The organism is Leifsonia sp. NPDC080035 (genome assembly GCF_040050925.1).
Lineage (GTDB): Bacteria > Actinomycetota > Actinomycetes > Actinomycetales > Microbacteriaceae > Leifsonia.
The window spans coordinates 3,228,433-3,250,678 of sequence record NZ_CP157390.1 but is presented as its reverse complement, the minus strand read 5'-3'; the positions used below and the strand labels follow the sequence as shown (position 1 = coordinate 3,250,678).

General features: G+C 70.1%; 22 protein-coding genes. 7 read left to right on the top strand and 15 right to left on the bottom strand.

Features of this window, described 5'->3' with window-relative positions; translation table 11 throughout:
• Positions 1-50 precede the first annotated feature (50 nt).
• A complete protein-coding gene (gene map / locus AAME72_RS15755) occupies positions 51-821 on the top strand; it encodes a type I methionyl aminopeptidase (protein WP_348787494.1) in 771 nt (256 codons plus the stop codon).
• 89 nt (positions 822-910) lie between these two features.
• On the opposite strand, the gene trmD is transcribed toward map, so the two are convergent.
• Positions 911-1,597: a tRNA (guanosine(37)-N1)-methyltransferase TrmD gene (trmD, locus tag AAME72_RS15750; protein WP_348787493.1), complete on the bottom strand. Its 687-nt coding sequence runs from the start codon at positions 1,595-1,597 to the stop codon at positions 911-913.
• A 10-nt stretch (positions 1,598-1,607) separates the two neighbouring features.
• Positions 1,608-2,840: an MFS transporter gene (locus tag AAME72_RS15745; RefSeq protein ID WP_348787492.1), complete on the bottom strand. Its 1,233-nt coding sequence runs from the start codon at positions 2,838-2,840 to the stop codon at positions 1,608-1,610.
• 47 nt (positions 2,841-2,887) lie between these two features.
• On the opposite strand from AAME72_RS15745, the gene AAME72_RS15740 reads away from it, so the two are divergent.
• On the top strand, positions 2,888-3,538 hold the full coding sequence (locus AAME72_RS15740) for a GntR family transcriptional regulator (protein WP_348787491.1): 651 nt from the start codon (positions 2,888-2,890) through the stop codon (positions 3,536-3,538).
• Here AAME72_RS15740 and rimM read toward each other — a convergent pair.
• The 3 genes from rimM to rpsP are packed head-to-tail and all read right to left on the bottom strand — an operon-like array spanning position 3,535 to position 4,955.
• The gene (rimM, locus tag AAME72_RS15735) at positions 3,535-4,233 is read right to left on the bottom strand and encodes a ribosome maturation factor RimM (protein ID WP_348787490.1); all 699 of its coding nucleotides are present in this window, start codon (positions 4,231-4,233) and stop codon (positions 3,535-3,537) included. The genes AAME72_RS15740 and rimM overlap by 4 nt on opposite strands.
• A gap of 1 nt (position 4,234) precedes the next feature.
• The gene (locus tag AAME72_RS15730; protein WP_314147717.1) at positions 4,235-4,465 is read right to left on the bottom strand and encodes an RNA-binding protein; all 231 of its coding nucleotides are present in this window, start codon (positions 4,463-4,465) and stop codon (positions 4,235-4,237) included.
• 4 nt (positions 4,466-4,469) lie between these two features.
• The gene (gene rpsP / locus AAME72_RS15725; RefSeq protein ID WP_348787489.1) at positions 4,470-4,955 is read right to left on the bottom strand and encodes a 30S ribosomal protein S16; all 486 of its coding nucleotides are present in this window, start codon (positions 4,953-4,955) and stop codon (positions 4,470-4,472) included.
• Between the two features lie 181 nt (positions 4,956-5,136).
• Between rpsP and AAME72_RS15720 the strand changes: the two genes are divergently transcribed.
• The 3 genes from AAME72_RS15720 to AAME72_RS15710 all read left to right on the top strand — a co-directional run bounded on the left by AAME72_RS15720 (position 5,137) and on the right by AAME72_RS15710 (position 7,765).
• Complete coding sequence (locus tag AAME72_RS15720; protein WP_348787488.1) at positions 5,137-6,273, top strand: glutamate--cysteine ligase; 1,137 nt, start codon at positions 5,137-5,139, stop codon at positions 6,271-6,273.
• Between the two features lie 44 nt (positions 6,274-6,317).
• A complete protein-coding gene (locus tag AAME72_RS15715) occupies positions 6,318-6,995 on the top strand; it encodes an SGNH/GDSL hydrolase family protein (protein ID WP_348787487.1) in 678 nt (225 codons plus the stop codon).
• Between the two features lie 68 nt (positions 6,996-7,063).
• Positions 7,064-7,765, top strand: a complete 702-nt coding sequence (locus tag AAME72_RS15710; protein WP_348787486.1) for an SGNH/GDSL hydrolase family protein — start codon at positions 7,064-7,066, stop codon at positions 7,763-7,765.
• Positions 7,766-7,799: 34 nt separating this feature from the next.
• Here AAME72_RS15710 and ffh read toward each other — a convergent pair whose 3' ends face one another.
• The 3 genes from ffh to ftsY are packed head-to-tail and all read right to left on the bottom strand — an operon-like array spanning position 7,800 to position 10,802.
• Complete coding sequence (gene ffh / locus AAME72_RS15705; protein ID WP_348787485.1) at positions 7,800-9,374, bottom strand: signal recognition particle protein; 1,575 nt, start codon at positions 9,372-9,374, stop codon at positions 7,800-7,802.
• Positions 9,375-9,417: 43 nt separating this feature from the next.
• A complete protein-coding gene (locus AAME72_RS15700; protein ID WP_348787484.1) occupies positions 9,418-9,918 on the bottom strand; it encodes a DUF2004 domain-containing protein in 501 nt (166 codons plus the stop codon).
• Between the two features lie 8 nt (positions 9,919-9,926).
• Positions 9,927-10,802 carry a signal recognition particle-docking protein FtsY gene (gene ftsY, locus AAME72_RS15695; RefSeq protein WP_348787483.1) on the bottom strand — a complete coding sequence of 292 codons (876 nt, stop codon included), beginning with the start codon at positions 10,800-10,802 and terminating at the stop codon, positions 9,927-9,929.
• A 30-nt stretch (positions 10,803-10,832) separates the two neighbouring features.
• On the opposite strand from ftsY, the gene AAME72_RS15690 reads away from it, so the two are divergent.
• The gene (locus AAME72_RS15690; protein ID WP_348787482.1) at positions 10,833-11,603 is read left to right on the top strand and encodes a CHAD domain-containing protein; all 771 of its coding nucleotides are present in this window, start codon (positions 10,833-10,835) and stop codon (positions 11,601-11,603) included.
• 80 nt (positions 11,604-11,683) lie between these two features.
• Here the strand turns inward: AAME72_RS15690 and AAME72_RS15685 are convergent, their stop codons facing one another.
• The 7 genes from AAME72_RS15685 to AAME72_RS15655 all read right to left on the bottom strand — a co-directional run bounded on the left by AAME72_RS15685 (position 11,684) and on the right by AAME72_RS15655 (position 20,920).
• Entirely contained in the window at positions 11,684-11,986 is a 303-nt protein-coding gene (locus AAME72_RS15685; RefSeq protein WP_348787481.1) for a hypothetical protein, read from the bottom strand.
• A 28-nt stretch (positions 11,987-12,014) separates the two neighbouring features.
• Positions 12,015-15,587: a chromosome segregation protein SMC gene (gene smc / locus AAME72_RS15680; protein WP_348787480.1), complete on the bottom strand. Its 3,573-nt coding sequence runs from the start codon at positions 15,585-15,587 to the stop codon at positions 12,015-12,017.
• A gap of 141 nt (positions 15,588-15,728) precedes the next feature.
• Positions 15,729-16,442 (bottom strand): ABC transporter ATP-binding protein, encoded by a 714-nt coding sequence (locus tag AAME72_RS15675; protein ID WP_348787479.1) that lies wholly within the window; start codon positions 16,440-16,442, stop codon positions 15,729-15,731.
• Positions 16,429-17,340, bottom strand: a complete 912-nt coding sequence (locus tag AAME72_RS15670) for an ABC transporter ATP-binding protein (protein ID WP_348787478.1) — start codon at positions 17,338-17,340, stop codon at positions 16,429-16,431. Before AAME72_RS15670 ends, AAME72_RS15675 begins: the two co-directional genes overlap by 14 nt.
• A complete protein-coding gene (locus tag AAME72_RS15665) occupies positions 17,337-18,572 on the bottom strand; it encodes a branched-chain amino acid ABC transporter permease (RefSeq protein ID WP_348787477.1) in 1,236 nt (411 codons plus the stop codon). The genes AAME72_RS15670 and AAME72_RS15665 overlap by 4 nt, the downstream gene beginning before the upstream one ends.
• A complete protein-coding gene (locus AAME72_RS15660; protein ID WP_348787476.1) occupies positions 18,569-19,582 on the bottom strand; it encodes a branched-chain amino acid ABC transporter permease in 1,014 nt (337 codons plus the stop codon). The genes AAME72_RS15665 and AAME72_RS15660 overlap by 4 nt, the downstream gene beginning before the upstream one ends.
• A 117-nt stretch (positions 19,583-19,699) precedes the next feature.
• On the bottom strand, positions 19,700-20,920 hold the full coding sequence (locus AAME72_RS15655; RefSeq protein ID WP_348787475.1) for a branched-chain amino acid ABC transporter substrate-binding protein: 1,221 nt from the start codon (positions 20,918-20,920) through the stop codon (positions 19,700-19,702).
• Positions 20,921-21,129: 209 nt separating this feature from the next.
• On the opposite strand from AAME72_RS15655, the gene AAME72_RS15650 reads away from it, so the two are divergent.
• Positions 21,130-22,200 (top strand): GNAT family N-acetyltransferase, encoded by a 1,071-nt coding sequence (locus AAME72_RS15650; RefSeq protein WP_348787474.1) that lies wholly within the window; start codon positions 21,130-21,132, stop codon positions 22,198-22,200.
• The last annotated feature ends 46 nt before the right edge of the window (positions 22,201-22,246 follow it).

The following is a 22,246-nucleotide window of genomic DNA, read 5'->3' as shown; positions in this document are numbered from 1 at the left end:
CGCGAGCATGGAAGACTTGGACCGATCCGGCAGGAGAGAAGAGGACGCGCGTGATCGAGTTGAGGACACCGACGGAGATCGAGCAGATGCGGCCCGCCGGGCGCTTCGTCGCCGAGGTGCTCGGCGCGACCGCGGCCGCCGCGAAGGTCGGCGTGAACCTGCTGGAGCTTGACGCGCTCGCCCACCGGATGATCCGGGAGCGTGGCGCCGAGTCCTGCTACATCGACTACCATCCCTCGTTCGGCGCGAGCCCGTTCGGCAAGGTGATCTGCACGTCGGTGAACGATGCCGTCCTGCACGGCCTCCCCCACGACTACCGGCTGCAGGACGGCGACCTGCTGAGCCTGGACTTCGCGGCGAGCGTCGACGGCTGGGTCGCGGACTCGGCGGTCAGCCTCGTCGTCGGCTCGGCCCGCGACGAGGACCTGCGGCTGATCGACACGACCCGCCGTGCGCTGGCGGCCGGCATCGCCGCCGCGCAGCCCGGCGGCCGCATCGGCGACATCTCGGCGGCGATCGCCGCTGTCGCGCACGGCGAGGGCTACAGCGTCAACACGCAGTTCGGCGGCCATGGCGTCGGCCGTACCATGCACGGCGACCCGCACGTCCCGAACGACGGCCGCCCGGGGCGCGGCTTCCCGCTGAAGCCGGGACTCGTCATCGCGATCGAGCCGTGGTTCCTGGAGACGACGGACGAGATCTACACCGACCGCGACGGCTGGACGCTCCGCGCAGCGGACGGATCGCGCGGCGCGCACTCCGAGCACACGGTCGCCATCACCGACGACGGCCCCATCATCCTCACCGCCCCGGCGTCCTGACCCGGCGCCGGGCCGCCGAGCACAGGAAAAAGGTCCGGGATCCGCGCGATTCCGGACCTTTTTCCTGTGCTCGGCGACTCTGGGCGAGACTACGGCAGGAGGTCGGGACGCACGCGGGCGGTACGGGCGACCGACTGCTCGTGCCGCCACGCGGCGATCGCGCCGTGGTTGCCCGAGAGCAGCACGGGCGGGACCTCGTGGCCGCGCCAGACCGCGGGCTTGGTGTACGACGGGTACTCGAGCAGGCCGCCCTCGTGCGACTCCTGCACCAGGGACTCCGGGTTGCCGACGACGCCAGGGATGAGCCGGCCGATCGCCTCGATCATCGCCATGGTGGCGACCTCGCCGCCGTTGAGCACGTAGTCGCCGATGCTCACCAGGCGGACACGCGCCCGCGCCTCCGTGTCGTCGAACACCCGCTGGTCGATCCCCTCGTAGCGTCCGCAGCCGAAGACCAGGTGACGCTCGCCGGCCAGCTCTCGCGCCATCGCCTGCGTGAACACCTCTCCCGCCGGCGACGGGAAGATCACCAACGGGTCCTCGTCGCCGGAACCCAGGATGCCGTCGAGCGCCTCGCCCCACGGCTCCGGCTTCATGACCATGCCGGCTCCCCCGCCGTACGGGGTGTCGTCGACGGTGCGGTGCCTGTCGTGGGTGTGGTCGCGCAGGTCGTGGACGCCCAGCCGGATGATCCCGGACTGCCTGGCCTTGCCGAGCAGCGAGATGTCCAGCGCATCGAAGAAGGTCGGGAAGATCGTGACGATGTCGATGCGCATGCAGTGGAGTCTATTCGGGGACGACCGCGAGCTCCCGATCCCGCGGGACGAGCGGGGTCGCCACCGCGGGGCAGAGGGCGATCACCGCGAAGGCGACCGGGTAGCCGACCCAGCCGATGAGGGCGCCGACCGCGGGCCCGACGACGGACGCCGCCAGGAACTGCCCGGTGTTCTGCGCACCGAGGGCCCTGCCCGACCAGAACGGCCCGGCGATCTCGGCCACGGAGGTGTACGCGAGTCCGTTGTCGGCGACCGTGACGACGGCGGCGACGATCAGGATGATCGCCGCGGGGACGGAGCCGAGCGCGGACGCTGCGGCCATCAGCAGCATGACGGCGACGGCGGCGAGCGACACCCAGCGCAGCGGTCGCAGATGACTGCCGACCCGGTCGCTCAGCACGCCGATACCGATCCGGCCGATCGCGCCGGCGAACTGGCTCACGCCGATGACGACGCCGGCGACCAGTGCGGGCATCCGCAGCTCGGTCACCAGCCAGACCAGGCCGAAGGTCGACACGGTGAACTGCGGGATCACCAGCAGCATCGAGACGCCGTGGATGCGCCAGAGCAGCGAGGTCTGCCGGTACGGGCGCCAGGTCGTCTGCGGGTGCGCGGCCTCACCGGCCGCGGTCCGGCGCGGCGGACGCGGCGGGTCCACGATGCCGATCGCGCACAGCGCGGCCGAGACCGCGCACAGCACCGCCGGCACGAGCAGGGCGGCCGCGACGCCGCCGCTCGCCGCCAACACGGGGATGCTGACCGCGGCGACCGCGACACCCAGCGGCTGGCACATCTGCCGGATCCCCATCGCGAGGCCGCGGCGCTCCTTGGGGAACCAGCCGATCACCACCCGGCCGCTGGCCGCGTTGGGGCTCGCCGCCGCCATCCCGCCCAGGAGGAACAGGACGCCGAGCGCGAGGTACGAGGAGACGAACATCGCGCCGAAGGCGGCCAGGGCCGTCACGGCGAGACCGGAGGCGATGACCCAGCGCTCGCCGATCCGGTCGCTCAGCCACCCCCACGCGATGAGTGTGAGCACCAGGCCGAACGTCGGCGTCGACGCCAGCAGGCCCGCCTGGGCCAGGCTCAGTCCGCGCTCGCTGTGCAGCAGCGGGATCAGGAACGCCGGCGTGGAGACGAAGACGGTCGAGCTCGCCTGGCCGAGCACCCCGAAGGCGAGCATGAGCCACGGCCGGGGCGTCCGGGTGGATGTTCTCGGCTGCGCTACGGTGGGAGTGCTCATGCGGTATACCCTAGCGGTATACCGCCTCGGTATACCAAAGGAGCCCCGTGTCCGAGCCGAACACCGCCTACGAACGGCTGCGCAGCCAGATCCTCGACCTGGAACGCGTGCCGGGCTCACGCCTCACAGAGCGCGGACTGGAGACGGAGCTCGGCGCCTCCCGCACCCCCCTGCGCGCGGCGCTCATGCGCCTGCAGGCGGACGGGCTCGTCGCGCGCGACGGCCGGGCCTGGCAGGTCTCCCCCATCGACCTGGGAGAGATCGCCCGGCTCAGCGAGCTACGGGACGCGGTGGAGACCGCGGCGGCGCGGCTGAGCTGCGCGCGCGCGACGGACGACGACATCGACGCGCTCTCCGCGCGGCTGGATGCGGTGGACCCGGACCGCGGGGCGGAGGAGAACGTGCGCGCCGGCACCGACTTCCACGTGGCCCTCGCCGGCCTGTCCGGCAACCACTTCTTCGCCGACGCGGTCGCCTCGGCGATGACCCGCCTGGAGCGATCGCGCTGGCTCGTGGCCCGCAGCGAGGAGGCGTGGACGGAGCACCGGGAGATCCTGGACCTCATCGCGGCGCGGGACGCCGACCGCGCGGCGGAGCGCATCCACCGGCACGTCGTAGGCACGCACGAGCACCTGCTCGCGGCCCTGGACGCCGACGCCCGCGTGCTGCGGGCACGCGGGCTGTCGATCGTCCGCTAGGACGGGTCCGGCTCGGAGGACTCGGAGCGAGCCTCCGGCTCGGCGGGAGCCTCTGGCTCGGCGGGAGCCTCTGGCTCGGCGGGAGCCTCTGGCTCGGCGGGAGCAGCCTCCGGCTCGTCGTCCGGCAGGTCCTCGAAGAGGCCGGTCGGCGGCGTCAGTGTGAGGGTGCCTGCCACGACATCCACCTCGGGCACGATCGCCTTCACGAACGGCACCAGGACCTCGTCATGACCGGTCTGGATGGCGAGCAGGTCCTGGGCGGGCAGGTGGTCGACGCGGGCGACCGTGCCGACCTTCACGCCATCGCGCATGGCGGCCAGCCCCACCAGTTGATGGTCGTACCAGGCGTCGTCCTCGTCGGGAAGCTGACGGGCGTCCTGGCTCACCCAGAGGATGGCCTTGACCAGCGTCTCCGCCTCTGTCCGGTCGTCGACGCCGGCGAAGAAGCCGACGGGATGGCCGTTGTACCAGCGCAGTTCCTTCAGCTCCAGCGACTTTCCGTGCCACTTGGACGCGGTCGGAACCTGGAGGGTGAAGACGGCGCCGGGAACGAACCGCTTCTCCGGCTCGTCGGTGTAGAGCTCGATCTTGATGGCGCCCTTGAGGCCGTGGGCCTTGGTGAGCCGACCGACGCGCAGCTCGGTCTGGTCCGGCCGCGGGGCGACATCCTTGCGGGGCAGCTTGTGGTCGGCCACCTCAGTCGTCGACGACGTCGACGCGGACGCGACGGCCGTCGGCCAGGGCGGCGACGAGCGTGCGCAGGGCCTTGGCCGTACGACCGGAACGGCCGATGACCCGGCCGAGGTCCTCGGGGTTCACGCGAACCTCGAGGACCTCGCCACGCGGGGAGCCCTTGGCAACGACATGCACGTCGTCCGGGTGGTCGACGATGCCTTTGACCACGTGGGTGAGCGCGGGTGCGAGCAAGGTGTTACGCCTTCTCGCCGTCAGCGGCCTCGGCGGTCGCCTCCTCGGCCTCGGCGACGACCTCGGCCTCAGCGGCCTCCTCCGCCTCGACCTCGGCCTCGACGACGGCCTCCGCCTCGGCGGCGACCTCGGCCGGCTTCTCGGCCTTGGGCTTCAGCACCGGCTTCTTCTTGGTGTCGGCGACGAACGCCTCCTTGCCCTCCGCGACCTTGACGGTCGAGACGGCGTCCTTGTCGCCCTTGAACTTGCCCCAGTCGCCGGTGAGCTTGAGCAGCACGAGCACCTGCTCGCTCGGCTGGGCGCCGACGCCGAGCCAGTACTGAGCGCGGTCGGAGTCGACCTCGATGCGCGAGGGCTCCTCGGTCGGGTGGTACAGACCGATCTCCTCGATCACGCGACCGTCGCGCTTGGTGCGCGAGTCGGCCACGACGATGCGGTAGTACGGAGCGCGGATCTTGCCGAGGCGCTTCAGACGGATTTTGACAGCCACAATTCTCCTGTGTCGATGAGTGAGTTTTGTCGAACTGACTGCCGTGGGCGTGGGGGCACACTCGGCAGGAGGTCTATGTTCATCCCATCGCACCGGATAGAGGGTCGGGTACGACGGAACTCAACTAGCTATTCTGTCAGATACTGCCCTGCTTTGAACAATCGGACGGACGGACCCTCTCGTGCAGATCGAATTCGCTCCTTCCGAGCGCTCCACCATCGGCGTCGAGTGGGAGCTCGCCCTGGTCGACTCGGCCACCGGCGACCTCGTCCAGGTGGCCGACGAGGTGCTGCGCGAGGTCGGGACCGCCGACGGCGAGGAGCACCCGCAGATCACGCACGAGCTGCTGCTGAACACGGTCGAGCTCGTCAGCAGGGTGCACCACACGGTGCCGGCCGCGATCACCGACCTGCAGGAGCTGATCGGACTGGTCCGGGAGGTGACCGACCCGCTCGGCATCGAGCTGATGTGCGCGGGGACGCATCCCTTCGCACAGTGGTTCGACCAGAAGATCACGCCGAACGAGCGCTACGACCGGCTGCTCGACCGCACGCAGTGGTGGGGCAGGCAGATGATGATCTGGGGCATCCACGTGCACGTCGGGATCGACGAGCGCGACAAGGCGCTGCCCATCGTGAACGGCCTGCTCACCTACTATCCGCACCTGCAGGCGCTCAGCGCGTCGAGCCCGTACTGGGCGGGCGCGCACACCGGATACGCCTCCAACCGCGCCCTGATGTTCCAGCAGCTGCCGACGGCGGGACTGCCCTGGCAGTTCGGCAGCTGGGCGAACTACGAGGAGTACGTGCAGGATCTGGTCACCACCGGCGTCGTGACCGATCACAGCGAGGTGCGCTGGGACATCCGCCCCTCGCCGAAGTGGGGGACGGTGGAGATGCGTGCCTGCGACGGCCTCTCCACCGCCGACGAGGTCGGCGCGGTCGCCGCCCTCATCCACTGCCTGACCGACCGTATGTCCGGGGACCTGGACGATGGCGTCGAGCCGGTCACACTCCAGCCCTGGTTCGTTCGCGAGAACAAGTGGCGCGCCGCCCGCTACGGGCTCGACGCGGAGATCATCGTCGCGCCGGACGGGCGCGAGCGACTCGTCCGTGAGTCGCTGCTCGAACTGGTCGACGAGCTCGCCCCGATCGCCGAACGGCTCGGCTGCCCTGAGGAGCTGCGCACGGTGACGACGATCCTCGAGAAGGGTGCGAGCTACCAGCGGCAGCTGGCCGTCGCGCAGGCGAACGGCGGCAGCCTCCAGGCGGTGGTCAGCTCCCTCGCCCACGAGTTGCGGGACGGCCTCGGCCGTTAGCGGCACCGAGCCGATGCATAGGGTGCGCCCCTAAACTGGAGGCCATGCACTCCCACCGTCCGCTCGCGACGGCCGCAACGGCGCTCACGGCGCTCCTGCTCGGAGCCCTGGCGCTCGGCGGCTGCACCTCCTCCGCATCGACCCCCTTCGCCGTCGGCCCCGCCATCAGCGGCGACGACCACCCGACCGTCGCGGTCATCGGCGACTCCATCGAGTCGGGGATGGGGCTGGACCCCGACGAGGCCTGGCCGGCGCTCGTCGCGATCGATCGACGCTGGGGCGTGCAGAACTACAGCGTTCCCGGCGCCGGCTTCCTCGCCCCCGGGCCGGACGGGCAGTCCTTCGACGCCCAGGTCGACCGCGCGATCGCGATCAAGGCGGACGTGGTCCTGATCGGAGCGTCCGACAACGACCTCGGGCAGGACCCCTCCGCCGTCGCCTCGGCCATGGCGAAGGCGGTCGAGCGCCTGCGCGACGCGCTCCCGAAGGCGCACATCCTCGGATTCAACGCCCTCACCGGCGAAGCGAGCGACGACGACCTCGCCCCGCTGGACCACGCGCTGCGCACCGCCGTCGCCGCGGTCGGCGGCCACTGGCTCGACCTCGGCCAGCCCTACCGCGGCCAGGCGGGACTGGTCCAGGACGACGGCGAGCACCCGACCCCGGCCGGCCAGCAGGCCATCGCGGCGGCCGTGCTGGAGCGCCTCGACACCCGCGTCTGAACGGACGCATTTCCGCGTTCGGCGCGGCGCACAGCATTCCCTCAGTCTCGGCGGTCTACCCTCACTCCGTGCCCACCCGGAAACCCGCCATCGCGCTCGCCGCGCTCGGTCTCGTCGCGCTTGCGCTCGCCGGCTGTTCCGCCGCCGCTCCCGCCCGCCCGGTCGCCGCTCAGGGGACCGCCGCCGCGGCGCCCGCCGCCCCCGCCGACAGCGCCCGGCCGCAGGTCGTCGCGATCGGCGATTCCATCGCGTTCGGCAAGGGCGTCCGCCCCGACGAGGCGTGGCCCGCACTCATCGCACGCCAGCACGGCTGGCAGCTCACCGACCTCGCCGTCTCCGGTTCCGGGTTCGTCAAGCCGGGCTGGAACGGCACCACCTACCGCCAGCAGGTGGACACGGCGCTCACGCTGAAGCCCGAGTACATCCTGATCGCCGCGACCCGCAACGACAGGAACGAGGCGCCCGCCGCCGTCACCGCGTCGGCGACCGAACTGCTCGGCGAACTGCGCGACGCGTTCCCCAAGGCACAGATCATCGGCATCACCGCGGTGTGGGGATCGGACCAGCCTCCCGCGACCATCGACACGGTCGACGCGATCGCCGAGAAGGCGGTCACCGACGTGGGCGGAACCTTCCTCGACATCGGCTTCCCGCTGGTCGGCCACCCCGAGCTGCTTCAGGCGGATGGCATCCACCCGAACGCGGCGGGCGACCGGACGGTCGCGAAGGTGATCGAGGACCGGCTGGCCCCTGCGGGCAAGACGTCCTGATCGCCTCGTCCGCGGACGGCCGGAACCGCGCCGCCTAGCGGTTCAGGAACTTCTGCAGCGCGGCCATCTCCTCCTCGGAGGGACCACCCTGCTGACCCTTCGGCGCACCGCCGAGGCCGAAGCCGCTGCCGCCCGCCGCGCCGGACCCGGCCGGCTTGACGCCGGCGGCGAGAGCCGCGTTCTCCGCGGCACGCTTGGCCGGGTTGCCCGAACGCGAGCCCTTCTTCTTCTTCGCCTGCTGCTTGCCCTTGCCCGCGTACGATGCGCCGGGGATCGGACCCATGCCGGGGACGTTGGGGACGCCGCCCTTGGCGACGGTCTTCATCATCTTGGCGGCCTGCTCGAACCGGTTGACCAGCTGGTTGACCTCGGTCACCGTCGTGCCGGAACCCTTCGCGATGCGCAGGCGCCGCGAACCGTTCAGCAGCTTCGAGTTCGTGCGCTCGGCCTTCGTCATCGACTGGATGATCGCCTCGGTGCGCACGATCTCGGCCTCGTCGAAGTTGTCCAGCTGCTGCTTCATCTGACCGGCACCGGGGAGCATGCCCATCATCTTCTTGATGGAGCCCATGTTCCGCAGCTGCTGCATCTGCTTGAGGAAGTCGTCGAGCGTGAAGGTGTCCGTCGCGAACTTCTCCGCGACCTTGCGCGCCTCCTCCTCGTCGAAGGCCTCCTGGGCCTGCTCGATGAGGGTGAGGATGTCACCGAGGTCGAGGATGCGCGAGGCCATGCGGTCGGGGTGGAACGGCTCGAAGTCGTCCAGCCCCTCGCCGGTGGAGGCGAAGATGATCGGGCGTCCGGTGACCGAGGCCACCGAGAGGGCGGCGCCGCCGCGGGCGTCGCCGTCGAGCTTGGAGAGCACGACACCGGTGAAGTCGACGCCGTCCTGGAACGCCTTCGCGGTCGCGACGGCGTCCTGACCGATCATCGCGTCGATGACGAAGAGCACCTCGTCCGGGTCGGTCGCCTTGCGGATGTCGGCGGCCTGCTTCATCAGCTCGGCGTCGACTCCGAGCCGGCCGGCGGTGTCGATGACGACGGTGTCGTACTGCTTGGTCTCGGCGAACTTCAGCGCGTCCTTGGCCACCTTCACCGGGTTGCCGACGCCGTTGCCGGGCTCCGGGGCGAACACGGGGACGCCCGCCTGCTCGCCGACGATCTGCAGCTGGGTGACCGCGTTGGGTCGCTGGAGGTCGGCGGCGACGAGGATCGGCGTGTGACCATCCTTGACCAGCCACTTGCCGAGCTTGCCGGCGAGCGTGGTCTTGCCTGCGCCCTGGAGGCCGGCGAGCATGATGACCGTCGGCGGACGCTTGGCGAACTCCAGGCGGCGCTGCTGACCGCCGAGGATGCCGATGAGCTCCTCGTTGACGATCTGCACGACCTGCTGCGCCGGGTTCAGGGCCTTGTTGACCTCGTCGGACAGGGCGCGCTCGCGCACCCTGCCCGTGAACTCCTTGACGACCTCGAGCGCGACGTCGGCGTCGAGCAGCGCGCGCCGGATCTCGCGCACGGTGCCGTCGACGTCGGACGGCGAGAGCTTGCCCTTGGTGCGGAGGTTCTTGAAGGTATCCGCGAGACGGTCGGAGAGAGAACCGAAAGTAGCCATGATCGGACAAGTCTATCGGGCGGAGCCGACCGCCCGCCGTGCGTCAGCCCTGCGTCTCCACCGCGACGACGTCGCCGCGCACGTCGAAGGAGACGGTGAGGATCGCGTCGGTCTCGTCCGGGCTGATCGAGTAGTCGAAGGTGGCGAACACCTCGTCCTCGTCGGCGTGGTCCGGCTGCACCGTGACGCGCAGCAGCTGCAGCGAGCGGAGCACATCCACGGCGATGTCGCCGGAGTTGTGGACGAGCAGGTCGAGCAGCGTCTCACCGAGCCGGTCGACGTGCTCGTCGATGTAGCTCGTCGTCGCCGACTGGCGGGAGCTGAGCTCGGCGATCAGCGCATCCCTGGCCCGGGCGTCGAAGCCCTCGAGCGCCTGGATGAGCGCGGCGGCGGCATCCACCGCGAACTCGGGGACGGCCGTCTCGTCGTCGGCGAGCAGCTCCACCTCGACGACCTGGTCCGCCAGCTCAACGGCGTCGGCCCAGGCGAGGCCGCCGGAGGCCGTCTCGTCGATGACGCCGAAGAAGTCGTGCTCGATCGCCATGCTGTCCCCTAGCCGACCAGCTGCTGGGCGAAGACGTGCGGCGTGAAGCCGGTGAGGTCGTTGATGCCCTCTCCCTGCCCGACGAGCTTGATCGGGATGCCGGTGCGCTCCTGCACGGCGAGGACGAAGCCGCCCTTGGCCGAGCCGTCAAGCTTGGTGAGGACGAGCCCGGTGACCCCGGCGTGCTCGAGGAACGCCTCCGCCTGCGCGAGGCCGTTCTGGCCGGTGGTGGCGTCGAGCACCAGCAGCACCTCGGAGATGGGCGCCTGCTTCTCCACGACCCGTTTGATCTTGGACAGCTCGTCCATCAGGCCGCCTTTGGTCTGAAGCCGCCCGGCGGTGTCGATGATGACGATCTCGGTGCCGTTCTGCTTGGCCTTCTCGACCGTCTGGAACGCGACGGACGCCGGGTCCTGGCCCTGCTGCTGCGGCCGGACGATGTCCGCCCCCGCGCGCTCTGCCCAGGTGGCGAGCTGCTCCACCGCCGCGGCGCGGAAGGTGTCGGCCGCGCCGACGACGACCGAGCGGTCGTAGGTGCGCAGGAAGCGCGCGAACTTGCCGATGGTGGTCGTCTTGCCGACACCGTTCACGCCGACCACGAGCACGATCGCGGGACGCTCGCTGAGCTTGAGGGTGGTGTCCAGCTTCGAGAGCCGCTCCTCCAGCGTTTCGCGCAGCATCCGCTGCAGGTCGGCCGGGTCGGTGGTGTGGTAGCGGTCGACCTTCGCGCGCAGGTCGTCGACGATGGCCTCGGTCACGTCCGGACCGAAGTCGGCGGTGATGAGCGCCGTCTCGAGGTCGTCCCAGGTGGTGTCGTCGATGGTCTTCTTGGCGAACAGCCCGCGCAGGGCGCCCGACAGAGACCAGGGGGTGCGATCTGCCATGACATTCACCCTAGTTGCTAGCGTGTCACCATGTTCTCCCTGGTGGCGGTGTCGGCGCAGCTCGCCGAGCAGCTGGTCGCGGTCGAGACGGGCGGCGAGGATGCCGTGCACCAGGCCCGCACGCGGGTGCGCAGGCTGCGCAGCATCCTCGGCGTCTACAAGCGCGCGTTCGACGCCGAGCAGAACCGGCGGATGCGGGACCGGTTGAAGGGGCTGGGCGACCGGCTCGGGGCGGTGCGCGACCTGGAGGTCCGGGCCGCGGCGCTGGACGACCTGCTGGAGGTGGACGACGACCCCGAGGTCATCGAGGCCGTTGAGGCGTTGGCGTCGGAGCACCGCGCCGCCCACGACGCTGCGCTCTCCGGGCTCATCCGCCACCTCGACACCCGGGGGCACCGCCGGCTGATGGCGGACCTCCAGCTCTACGCGGCGGAGCCTCCGCTGCGCGGCCGCGGCCGGAAGCACCCGCGGCGCGTGACGAAGCGCGGCCTGAAGGCGGCGACGGCGCGCGTGCTCGCGGAGCGCGACGACAGCCTGGAGTCGCTGCACGCGACACGGAAGGCCGCCCGCCGGCTGCGCTACGCCGCCGAGGCGGTCGTCGACGACCTCGGCAGGCGCGCCGTGCGGCTCGCGGCCGACGCGGAGTCCATCCACGACGCCCTGGGCGACCACCGCGACGGGATGCTGCTGGCCCGGCTGCTGCGCGAGCGCGAGCTCCCCGGGCCTGCCGCCCGCGCCGAGCGCGCCGCCCAGACCGCGCTCGACCGCCTCGACGAGTCCCTCGACGCCCTGCGCCCCTGATCGGGCCCGTCCGGCCGCCGGGTACGAAGATCCCCTCCTTACTCGCGTGGACTCGTGCGGGTTTCTCCGAGCTCGCGGGCTCAGGGGGCGTCGGGAGGGGTGCTGCCGTCGCCGCGGAGGCGGAAGGTGTGCTCGGGGGCGCGTTCGATCAGGCGCTTCAGGTAGGCCATCACGATGCCGGCGGCGATCATCGCGACGCCGACCAGCGGTGCGACGCCGGTGAGCAGTCGCACCGCCGTCTCGAGCAGGACCAGCATCCCCTGATCCATCGCGGCCCCAGGAGTCTGCTGGTTGTACAGCAGCCACGGCAGCGCGAGGCCGAGCACGACGCCCAGCACCGTGAGGCCGATCCCCCACCACAGCACGACTGCGGGTCGCAGCATGATCCCCCCTCGTGTTCCTCTCGGTCCGCTAGGACGCCTGCTCCTGCGCGACGCGCTGGCCGACGACGGCGGACACCCCATCCTGACGCATGGACACCCCGTACAACGCGTCGGCGATCTCCATCGTCCGCTTCTGGTGCGTGATGACGATGAGCTGACTGCTCTCGCGAAGATCCTCGAAGATCGTCAGCAGCCGTCCCAGGTTCGCGTCGTCGAGCGCCGCCTCCACCTCGTCCATGATGTAGAACGGGCTGGGGCGCGCCTTGAAGATCGCGATCAGCAGCGCAACGGCCGCGAGCGACCGCTCGCCGCCGGAGAGCAGCGAGAGCCGCTCGATTTTCTTGCCCGCCGGCTTCACCGAGACCTCGATGCCCGTGGTGAGCAGGTCGTCCGGGTTCGTCAGCTCGATGCTGCCCGTGCCGCCGGGGAACAGGATCGGGAACACCCGCCCGAAGGCCTCCTTGGTGTCGGCGAACGCCGACTCGAAGATGGTCTGCATCTTCGTGTCGATCTCCTCGATGATCGTGAGGAGGTCCTTGCGGGTGTTCGTGAGATCGGTCAGCTGCTCGGTCAGGAACTTGTGCCGCTGCTCGAGCGCGGCGAACTCCTCCAGGGCGAGCGGGTTCACGCGGCCGAGCTGGGCGAGCTTGCGCTCGGCGGAGGCGAGCCGCTTCTGCTGCTGTTCGCGGACGAACGGGATGCCGACGGGCTCGTCGGGCTCGTCGGAGTCGTCGGCGCGGTCGGCCGCCTCGTCCTCCGCGTCGTCCGCGCGACGGTCCGGCGGGACCGGCACATCCGGCCCGTACTCGGCCACGAGCACGTCCTCGACCAGTCCGAGCTCGCTGCCGACGCGCTCCAGCAGGCTGGAGAGGTGCAGCTTCTTCTCGTAGATCTGCAGCTCGAGGCCGTGCACGCTCTCAGTGATGGTGTGCAGCCGCTCCCGGATCGCCGACTCCTCCCGGCGCACGGCCTGGAGCTCCTCGTTCTGGCTCGCGCGCTGCGCCTCGGCCGTAGCGAGCTCCACGCGGGCCTGGGCGAGCGAACGGTCGGCGGATGCCAGCACGGCGGGCAGCGCATCCACGACGCCCTGCGCCGCGTCGAGCTGGCGGCGGCGGATCACCGCGCGCCGTGCCGCCTCCTCCGCGGCCGCCCGCTCGGCGTCGAGCTGGCGGGCGAGCGCTTCGCCGCGGGCCTGCTCGGCACGCACCCGCTCCCGCGCGGTCTCGACGGCCAGACGGGATTCCACCTCGGCTTCGCGGGCGGCGTCCAGCTCGGCGGACAGGCCGTCACGCGCGGAGGCGTCCAGGATAGGCCGGGGCCGCGAGCGCGCCGCCTCCAGCTCCGCCTTCGCGGACTCCGCGGCGGCCTCGGCCTCGGCCACCCGTTCGGACGCCTGCTCGACCCCGGCGCTGAGCCGGTCGAACTCGGCCTGCGCGGCCTCCAGTTGCACCTTGACCCGGTTCAACTGCTCGGTCTGCGCGGCGAGCCGCGCGTCGAACTCGCGGAGGGAGGCCAGAGCGGCCTGCGACTGCTCCTTCGCCACCTGGAGCACGCCGCGCTGCTCGGCGAGGGCGAACCGTGCTCGATCGATCAGCGAGGTGACCTCGCCGAGCCGGTCCTGGGCGGCGTCCCTGTCGGCGATCAGCTCGATGCGGCTCTGCTTCGCCCCGGAGCCGCCGCGCAGGACGAATTCGGTGAGCACCTCGCCCGCGCGGGTGATGAGGGTGACCGGGCCGCCGAGGTCGCGAGCGCGGAAGGCGTCGGCCGCGGCGCGCGCCGCATCCAGGTCGTCGGCGATCGCGGTGAAGGCGAGCAGGCCGAGCACGCCGGACGGCGCATCCACGACGGAGCGTGCGGGGACGACGCCCGCGACGCCGGTGAGGTCGACGTCGGCGGCGGGAGCGTCGGCGACGACGACCTCCACGCGCCCGAGGTCCTCGCCCGCGGCGTGTGCGACGGCCGCGAATGCGGCGTCCCTGTCGTCGGCGAGCACCGCGTCCGATAGCGTGCCGAGGGCCGCGGCGATCGCGGCCTCGCTGCCCGGGTGCACGCGGACGTGCTCGGCCACGAGACCGCGCACGCCGGGGAGCCGTGCGGCGACGAGCGCCGCAGACCCGTCCTTCTGATCGAGCGCCATCGACAGCGCGGAGGTGCGGGCGGCGAGGGCGTCGCGTTCGCGCTCGAGCGTGTGCAGCTCCTCGCGGAGCCGTTCGATCTCGCCCTCCGCCTCGAACACGTCCGCCTGCGCGAGCTCGTAGGCCTCGTCGAGGTTGCCCTCGCCCGCATCCGCGGTGGCGGCCTCCGCCTCCCGCGAGGCGAAGTCGGCGCGGGCCTTCTCGCGCCGCTCCACCGCGGCGTCGAGCGCGTTCTGCTGGCGCAGCACCTCGCCGCGGACGGCTGCGAGCCGCTGGGAGGCGGCGTCGGCCTGGCCGGTCAGCTTGCTGATCTCCAGGTCGTGCTTGGAGACGAGCGCGCTCTGGGCGGCGATCTCCGTATCGACGGAGTCCAGGCGGTCCCGCGCCGCGCGCGTCGCCGCCTGGGCCGCCTGCCATGCCGCCTCGGCCTCCGCGACGGAGCCGCGCAACCGCTCCACCTCGTCCGCCGCATCGCGCACCATCTGCGGGCTCACCCGCGGACCGTCGTCCGGCGTCTCGGCCTGGCTGCCGAGCAGCGCGAGCCGCTGGGTGGCGAGCGTGTAGAGGCCGCGGAGCCGGTCCTGCGCCTGCTCCAGGGCGAACGCCGTGCTGCGGGCCGCGTCGACCGCATCGCCGATCTGCGCCTGCTCCAGCCGGGTGCGGCGCAACTGCTTCTGCTCCAGCTGCTCCTGCAGCACGATCTGCTCGGTGTGGCGCTCCGCCTCGGTGCGGGTGTGATCGTCGAGGCTCCGCCGCAGCGCGACGACCTCGTCCGCGAGCAGTCGTGCGCGCGCATCCCGCACGATCGCGGCGATCGACTGCGCCTCCCTGGCGATCTCGGCCTGGTGCCCCAGCGGCTTCAGCTGCCGGCGCACCTCGCCGGCCAGGTCGCTCAGCCGGGTCAGGTTGGTCTGCATCGCCTCGAGCTTGCGGAGCGTCTTCTCCTTGCGGCGGCGGTGTTTGAGGATGCCTGCCGCCTCCTCGATGAAGCCGCGGCGGTCCTCGGGGCTCGCGTGCAGCACCGCATCCAGCTGCCCCTGGCCGACGATGACGTGCATCTCGCGGCCGAGGCCCGAGTCGCTCAGCAGCTCCTGCACATCAAGCAGCCGGCAGGACTGCCCGTTGATGGCGTACTCGCTGCCGCCGTTGCGGAACAGCGTGCGCGAGATGGTGACCTCGGAGTACTCGATCGGCAGGGCGCCGTCGGCGTTGTCGATGGTCAGCTGCACCTCGGCGCGACCGAGCGGGCCCCGGGTGGAGGTGCCGGCGAAGATGACGTCCTCCATCTTGCCGCCGCGGAGAGTCTTGGCGCCCTGCTCGCCCATCACCCAGGCGAGAGCGTCGACCACGTTCGACTTGCCGGACCCGTTCGGACCGACGACGCAGGTGACGCCCGGCTCGAAGGCGAACGTCGTCGGCTGCGCGAACGACTTGAAGCCCTTGAGCGTCAGACTCTTCAAATACACGTTCGCGAATTTACCGTACGGTCACCTCTCCACCACGCAGTCAAGGGGCACGTCGTCGTGGCTTTCGAACGCGAAAAAGCGACGACGACGTGCCCCTCGGCGAAGGCGGGGCGAAGGCGGGGTGGAGGAGAGGTCACGGCGTCAGGCGACGCCGAGGTAGGCCTCCTTGATGGCGGGGTCCGCCAGCAGCTCCTTGCCCGTGCCTGCGCGGGTGATGTTGCCGGTCTCCAGCACGAACGCCCGATGTGCGCGGGCCAGCGCCTGGTTGGCGTTCTGCTCCACCAGCAGGATGGTCGTCCCCTGCTTGTTGATCTCCGCCACGATCGTGAAGATCTGACGGATGAACTGCGGCGCGAGTCCCATCGACGGCTCGTCGAGGAGCAGCAGGCGCGGGTTCGACATCAGCGCACGGCCGATGGCGAGCATCTGCTGCTCGCCGCCGGACATCGTGCCGCCGATCTGCGTCTTGCGCTCGGCGAGTCGCGGGAAGAGCGAGAACACGCGATCGAAGTCCTCGCCCATCTTCGAGCGGTCCTTGCGCCCGAACGCGCCCATGTCGAGGTTCTCCATCACCGTCATGCCCGGGAAGATCCCGCGGCCCTCGGGCGCCTGGGAGATGCCGCGGATCACCCGGATGTGCGCCTTCATCTTCGTGATGTCCTGACCGTCGAAGTGGATGCTCCCCTTCGACGGGTTCAGGATGCCGGAGATGGTCTTCATCGTCGTGGACTTGCCGGCGCCGTTCGCACCGATCAGGCTGACGATCTCCCCCTCCTCCACGGAGAACGACATGTCGTGGATGGCCTCGATGCGGCCGTAGGACACGCTGATGTTCTTCAGCTCAAGCAACGTCATCTTCGGGCTCCCCGAGGTAGGCGGCGATCACACGCGGGTCGTTCCGGATGGCCTCCGGCACGTCGTCGGCGAGCTTGCGCCCGAACTCCAGCACCACGATGCGATCCGTCACCCCCATCACCAGCTTCATGTCGTGTTCGATCAGGAGGACCGTGTACCCGTCCGCACGGATGGTGCGGATGAGCTCCATCAACTCCTCCTTCTCCGCCGGGTTGAAGCCGGCGGCCGGCTCGTCCAGGCAGAGCACCTTGGGGTCGGTCGCGAGCGCCCGCGCGATCTCCAGGCGGCGCTGGTAACCGTAGGGCAGCGATCGCGACAGCGAGCCGGCGTGGTCGGCGATGCCGACGAACTCGAGCAGGGCCATGCCGCGCTCGATCGAGGACTTCTCCTCGCGCTGGTGCCGCGGAAGCCGCAGCAGGGCGCCGGGAACCGACGTCCTGTGCCGCGCATCCAAGCCGACCACCACGTTCTCCAGAGCGGTCATCTCGCCGAACAGGCGGATGTTCTGGAACGTCCGGGACAGTCCCATCCGGGTGATCTGATGCTGCTTGCGTCCCTTGATCGTCTGTCCCTCCAGCAGCACGTCGCCGCTGGTCGGCTTGTAGACGCCGGTCATCGCGTTGAAGCAGGTGGTCTTGCCTGCCCCGTTCGGACCGATCAGGCCGAGGATCTCGCCGCGGCGGATGTCGAACGTCACATCGTCGAGTGCGGTCAGACCGCCGAACTTCACGGTGAGGTTGCGCACCTCCACGATGTTCTCCCCGACCTCGACCGCGATCTCGCGGTCCGGGGCCGCGGCCTCTGCGACGTCCAGGTCGATGCCCGCCGCCTCCAGCTCGCCCTCGTTCGCGCCGAGGGCCGGTTCCTCCTCCGGAACCGTGTTGCGTGCGTCCGTCATCGTGCGCCTCCCTTCGCGCCGTCACCGTCGAGGGCGCCGGCGTCGACGACCGGAGTCGCCGCCGTCGGGCTGCCGGGCCGTCCTCTCGTCGCCGCGTCCGCTACCCAGCGATAGGCGTTCCTCCCGTATGCGAGCAGCTTCTGCCGCGCCGGGAACAGGCCCTGGGAGCGGAAGATCATGATCAGCACGAGCGCGATACCGAAGATCAGGTACTTGTAGTCGGCGATCACGGTGAATCGGAGCGGGATGTAAGCCACGATCGCACCACCGAGCATCGCGCCGACCTTGTTGCCTGCACCGCCGAGGACGACGGCTGCGAGGAACAGGATGGAGGTCTGCACGTCGAACTTCTGGTTGTTGACGAAGCCGACCTGGCCGGCGAACAGCGCGCCGGAGAGGCCGCCGACGCCGGCGCCGATCGCGAACGCCCACACCTTGTACTTGAAGGTGGGGACGCCCATGATCTCGGCCGCGTCCTCGTCCTCGCGGATGGCGACCCAGGCGCGGCCGACACGGCTGCGCTCCAGGTTGCCGACCAGCAGCAGGATGACGATGATCACGGTCAGCGTCAGCCAGTACCAGGGCACACCGTTCGAGTTGGAGAAGATCGGTACGCCGTCGGCGTTCTCTCCCGGCGGGTGGCCGACGTTCTGGAAGCCGACCTGGCCCTTCATCGCCGGGATGATCGTGGCGAGGATGCGGACGATCTCACCGAAGCCGAGCGTCACGATGGCCAGGTAGTCGCCGCGCAGGCGCAGCGTCGGCACGCCGAGGATGATGCCGAACGTCATCGCCACCGCGATGGCGACCGGGATCGTCCACAGGTACGGGATCTTGAGGAACGGCGAGTCGGGGCTGGTCAGCATGGCCGCCGTGTACGACCCGACGGCGAAGAACGCCACGTAGCCGAGGTCGAGCAGACCGGCGTAGCCGACCACGACGTTCAGGCCGATCGCGATGAGCGCGTACACGGCCATCGAGAAGCAGGCCAGCGCCCAGTCGTTGCCCGGCGCAGTGCTCAGCGGGAAGAAGTCCAGATACGGCAGCGCGTACGCGATGGCCACCACGATGAGCAGCCACAACCACTGGATCGGGCGGGGCAGGCCGTTCCACCGGTCGCGCAGCTGCTGGAACGGGCCGTTGCCGCGCTTTCCGCGACCGGCCTCCAGCGCGTCGACCGCCTGTTCTTCGCGCCCGTCGGGGAGGACCCGGGGACCTTCTGTCATGCTCATGCGCGGCTCCTTCCGAGCGAGGTACCGAGGATGCCGCTCGGCTTGACCAGGAGCACCAGGACAAGGACGACGAAGGCGACGACGTCGGTCCATTGCGAGTCACCGAGCAGGATCTGACCGTAGTTGCCGATCACGCCCAGCAGCAGGCCGCCGAGGAGTGCGCCCCGCACGTTGCCGATGCCGCCGAGGACGGCCGCCGCGAACGCCTTGACGCCGAGGATGAAGCCGCCGTTGTAGATGACGCCGGACGGGACCAGCATCACGTAGAAGAGCGCCGCAGCACCGGCGAGGATACCGCCGGTGATGAAGGTGATCTGGATGATCTTCTCCTTGTTCACGCCCATCAGGGTGGCCGTGTCCGGGTCCTGAGCGACGGCACGGATGCCGCGGCCGGTCCGGGTGCGCCGGATGAACCAGTCCGTCGCGACCATCAGGACGATCGAGGCGATGACGATGATCAGCTGCTGGCTCGTGACGATCGTCCCGAACACGTCGAAGATCGGCTGCGGGATGAACATCGTCACCGCCGGCATCGCGTTCGCCCCGACGCCGGGGATCAGGAAGATCAGGTACTGGATGGTGAACGAGGCACCGATCGCAGTGATCAGGAACACCAGGCGCGGCGCATTCCGTTTCCGCAGCGGACGGTAGGCGACGCGTTCCAGGATCCACGCGGTGGCCCCGGACGCCAGCATGCCGACCAGGAGGGCGAGTATCAGGTCGCCGATCAGGGCGGCCGGGCCGAGGGTCGGCGCGCTCGGACCGAAGCCGAGCGAAGTCAGCGTGACGACGACGCCGTAGGCGCCGACGATGAACACCTCGGAGTGGGCGAAGTTGATGAGGTTCAGCACGCCGTAGACGAGCGTGTAGCCGACGGCGATCAGGCCGTAGACGGCCCCGAAGGTGAGTCCGTCGAAGGTGGCGCTCCAGAAGTTCTGGACGAGGGCGCCGACATCGAAGTTGATCCAGGAGTTGTCGAGGACGGGATGGAGGGCGAGCAATTCGAGCATTCGTGCATCCAGTGGTCAGTGCCGGATCGACGGTGATCCGGTCATGTGCGGATGAGGTGCGTGGAACGCAAGGATGCCGCGGGCCACGGTGGCCCGCGGCATCCTCACGGTGACGCGTTATCCGATGGTGCCGATCGGGACGATCTTGCCGCCCTCGACCTTGTAGCCGTAGACGGTCGGCGCCTGGAGCTCACCGGTGGAGTCCCACTTGTAGTGCTTGCTCAGGCCGTCGGCGTTGTAGTTCTTCACCCAGTCGACCAGGTCGGCGCGGGTCGTCTTGCCCTTGTCGATGCCGGCGAGCAGGACGGTCGTGGCGTCGTAGCCCTCGATCGAGTACGTACCGGGCTCGGCGTTGGCGAGCTTCTTGTACGCGGACTCGAAGTCGGGGATCAGCTCGCCCGGGATGCAGGGGCAGGTGAAGTACGCGTTGCTGGACGCGTCACCGGCCAGCTTGATGAACTGGTCGTCCTTCACGCCGTCCGGGCCGACGAACGTGCCCTTGTAGCCCTTGTTGACCAGCTGCTGGTCGAACGGGGCGCCCTCGGCGTAGTAACCGGCGTAGTAGACCGCGTCGGGCTTCGCGTTGATGATCTTGGAGATCACCGCGGAGAAGTCCTTCTGGCCGGTGGTCACCTTGTCGGTGCCGACGAGCGCGTCGCCGAGCGCCTTGGAGGTCTGGGTGCCGAGGCCGATGCCGTAGTCGGAGTCGTCCTGCACCAGGTACACCTTCTTGGCCTGGAGCTTGCCGGTCAGGAACTTCGCCGCCGCCGGGCCCTGCACGGCGTCATTGCCGAGGCCGCGGAAGAAGGTCTTCCAGCCGTTCTGCGTCAGCGCCGGGTTGGTGGCCGACGGGGTGATGTGGACCAGTCCCTGCTGTTCGAAGATGTTGCCGGTGGCCTTCGACTCACCCGAGAACGGGAGGCCGACGACGCCGACGATGTCCTTCTCGTTGACCGCCTGGGTCACAGGTCCCGTGGCCTTGTTCGGGTCGCCCTCGGTGTCGAACTTCTTGAAGTTCACCTGGCAGCCCTTGTTGGCCTCGTTGTGCTGGTTGATCGCCAGCTGGATGCCGTTGTAGATGTTGATGCCGAGCTGGGCGTTGGCGCCCGTCTCCGCACCGACGTAACCGATGGTGAGCCCCGCAGGACAGGTGGCCTTTCCATCGCCCGCGGGGAGAACGGCATCCTTCGGCGTGTCCACCGACGTGATGGCGGGGATGTCGACCTTGGAGCTCCCGTTGGTGGATCCCCCGTTGGACGGCTGGTTGGCACATCCCGCGAGGAACAGTGCGACTGACGCTGCAACAGCCGCACCGATGGTGACTTTCTTCCGTAGCATCTTCTGCCTCTCGACGTGAAATCCGTGTCGAACGCGGCGTGGTCGCCTCGTCGCACCACGAATATGTGTGCTGAGACTACATGCAACGCAAGCATTTGCAACGCGTTTTTGAACGCAGATTTACACGATCGAAACCAAACGCTGCGGCGCCCTTCACAGCCGGCCGCGGGCAGGTTATGTTGGTTTGTTCCAGCTCCAGGAGGTCACCGGTGCGCATCGCCCGCCTCACGCCGCCGACCGCACTCGGCACGCCGGAATCGGCCGCGTTCGAGGAGCTGGTGGGCGTCCTCAACGGGATCAGTGTGGCCCTCTGGGACTCCGACGACTTCGTCGAGACGGCCGAGGAGGCGCTCGCCTCGCTGCGTGCGCAGGACTACCAGGAGAAGATCGTCCTGGTCGCCATCGAGGACGACGCGATCGTCGGCCGGGTGCAGGCATCGTTCCCGCTGGACGAGGACGCCGAGACGGTCAGCCTGCTCGTGGATGTCGCCCCCGCCGTCCGCGGGCGCGGCATCGGCAGCGCGCTGCTTGCCGCGGGCGAGGAGCTTGCCGCCGAGGGCGGCCGCCGGGTCGTCAGCGCCTACACCGAGCATCCCGCGCACACGCTCGAGGCGGGCGGACCGGTGGTCCGCGCGGTCGCGGGCTCCGCGGGACTCCCCGCCGATGCCGGTGACGTGCGCTTCGCCCGCAGGCACGGCTACCAGCTCGGCCAGGTGGAGCGCTCGAGCGAGCTGCTCCTGCCGCTCCCCCGCGAGCGCGAGGCCGGACTCGCCAGCACCGCGGACACCGCGGTCGGCTACCGCCCGGTCTCCTGGTTCGGGCACGCGCCGGACGAACTCCTTGGCGCCTTCGCGGCGCTGAAGGCCCGGATGGCCACCGACATCCCGCAGGACGGCATCGCCGTCGACCGCGAGGAATGGACGGGTGACCGCGTGCGCGCACAGGAGTCCGAACTCGCCGCGCGCGGGGAACCGCTGCTGGTCACGGCCGCGCAGCATCTGGCGAGCGGAGAGCTGGCCGCCTACACCGAGATCGCGGTGCCCGCGGACGGCGCCAAGGCCGAGCAGTACGACACGCTCGTCGCCGCACCGCACCGCGGCAACCGGCTCGGGACGCTGGTGAAGCTGCACAACATCCGCGAGCTCGCGGTGCACGCCCCGCACATCACCCGACTGCTGACCTGGAACGCCGACGAGAACGTCCCGATGCTCGCCATCAACCGCGCCTTCGGTTTCCGTCTGCACGCGCTCACCGGCCACTGGCAGAAGACGCTGGACTGAGCGACCTGGGTTCGTTCACCAATCGGGCTCGTTCGCGACGAGCGGC

Bases quoted from the DNA above. Each gene is read 5' to 3' on its own strand.
- trmD (WP_348787493.1), bottom strand. From the start codon at position 1,597: ATGCGCATCGACATCGTCACGATCTTCCCGACCTTCTTCGATGCGCTG.
- AAME72_RS15745 (WP_348787492.1), bottom strand. From the start codon at position 2,840: ATGAGCACTCCCACCGTAGCGCAGCCGAGAACATCCACCCGGACGCCC.
- AAME72_RS15715 (WP_348787487.1), top strand. From the start codon at position 6,318: ATGCACTCCCACCGTCCGCTCGCGACGGCCGCAACGGCGCTCACGGCG.
- ffh (WP_348787485.1), bottom strand. From the start codon at position 9,374: ATGGCTACTTTCGGTTCTCTCTCCGACCGTCTCGCGGATACCTTCAAG.
- AAME72_RS15700 (WP_348787484.1), bottom strand. From the start codon at position 9,918: ATGGCGATCGAGCACGACTTCTTCGGCGTCATCGACGAGACGGCCTCC.
- ftsY (WP_348787483.1), bottom strand. From the start codon at position 10,802: ATGGCAGATCGCACCCCCTGGTCTCTGTCGGGCGCCCTGCGCGGGCTG.
- AAME72_RS15690 (WP_348787482.1), top strand. From the start codon at position 10,833: ATGTTCTCCCTGGTGGCGGTGTCGGCGCAGCTCGCCGAGCAGCTGGTC.
- AAME72_RS15685 (WP_348787481.1), bottom strand. From the start codon at position 11,986: ATGCTGCGACCCGCAGTCGTGCTGTGGTGGGGGATCGGCCTCACGGTG.
- AAME72_RS15675 (WP_348787479.1), bottom strand. From the start codon at position 16,442: ATGACGTTGCTTGAGCTGAAGAACATCAGCGTGTCCTACGGCCGCATC.
- AAME72_RS15670 (WP_348787478.1), bottom strand. From the start codon at position 17,340: ATGACGGACGCACGCAACACGGTTCCGGAGGAGGAACCGGCCCTCGGC.
- AAME72_RS15665 (WP_348787477.1), bottom strand. From the start codon at position 18,572: ATGAGCATGACAGAAGGTCCCCGGGTCCTCCCCGACGGGCGCGAAGAA.
- AAME72_RS15660 (WP_348787476.1), bottom strand. From the start codon at position 19,582: ATGCTCGAATTGCTCGCCCTCCATCCCGTCCTCGACAACTCCTGGATC.
- AAME72_RS15655 (WP_348787475.1), bottom strand. From the start codon at position 20,920: ATGCTACGGAAGAAAGTCACCATCGGTGCGGCTGTTGCAGCGTCAGTC.